The 1,195-nt window shown below is 66.3% G+C and carries 1 protein-coding gene; it reads left to right on the top strand.

Translation table 11 applies throughout. The annotated features are described in order from the left end of the window. Positions 1-1,195 (top strand): DUF1522 domain-containing protein (locus ACXJMY_RS37900; protein ID WP_456624453.1); only part of this gene is annotated, 1,195 nt, incomplete at both ends.

Here is a 1,195-nt window from a genome sequence, read left to right as displayed (position 1 = left end):
GTTCCGTCCGGCTCGGGCGTCAGCGGCCACCTCGTCACCGACGGCAGCGGCAATACCACTGTCTATCTCGGCGACACCGCCACGCCGGCCTCGCTCGCGACCGTGAACGATCTCTTGAGCGCGATCGATCTCGCCAGCGGCGTGAAGACGGCATCCATCACCTCGGGTGCTGCGACGATCTCCGTGAGCGCCAGCCAGCCCGGTGCTGCCGTTTCGACCGCTGCTGCGGGCGCCGTCACGCTGAAGAGTTCGACGGGCGCAGACCTGAGCGTCACCGGCAAGGCCGACCTSCTCAAGGCTCTCGGCCTGACCACGGCCGTGGGCGGCGGCAATGCCACCGTCAACGTCAACCGAACCACGAGCGCGGCCTCGCTGGGTGCGACCATCGCGGACGGTTCGACGCTGAACGTCRACGGTCACGTCATCACCTTCAAGAACGCGCCGATCCCGGGCTCGACCGGTGCTCCGAGCGTTCCGACGGGTTATGGTGCCAGCGGTAACGTTCTCACCGACGGCAACGGCAACTCGACGGTCTATCTGCAGGCCGGCACGGTCAACGACGTCTTGAAGGCGATCGACCTTGCCACCGGCGTGCAGACCGCGACGGTCAATGCCAACGGCACTGCGACGCTTGCGACCGCGAGCGGCCAGACCAACTCGTCGATCAACGCCTCGGGTCAGCTCAAGCTCTCGACCGGCGTCAACGCCGATCTGTCGATCACCGGCACCGGCAACGCGCTGAACGCGCTTGGCCTCGCCGGCAACACCGGGACCGCGACCGCCTTCACCGCGGCGCGCACCTCGGGCATCGGCGGCATCGCCGGCAAGACCTTGACCTTCGCCTCCTTCAACGGCGGCACGGCGGTCAACGTCACCTTCGGCGATGGCACCAACGGCACGGTCAAGACGCTCGATCAGCTCAATACGCAGCTTCAGGCCAACAACCTGTCCGCGACGATCGACGCCAACGGCCTGCTGACGATCTCGACCACCAACGACTACGCGTCCTCGACCATCGGTTCGAGCGCTGCAGGTGGTGCGATCGGCGGTACGCTGACCTCGTCGCTGACCTTCTCGACGGCTTCCACCCCCGTCCAGGACACCGTTGCTCAGACCTCGCGTGCGAACCTGGTGTCTCAGTACAACAACATCCTGAACCAGATCGACACGACCTCGCAGGACGACCTCGCAGGAC

The organism is Bradyrhizobium sp. P5_C12 (genome assembly GCF_054049735.1).
The sequence above is the reverse complement of the archived record's forward strand: the minus strand, read 5'-3'. Positions and strand labels throughout refer to the sequence as shown.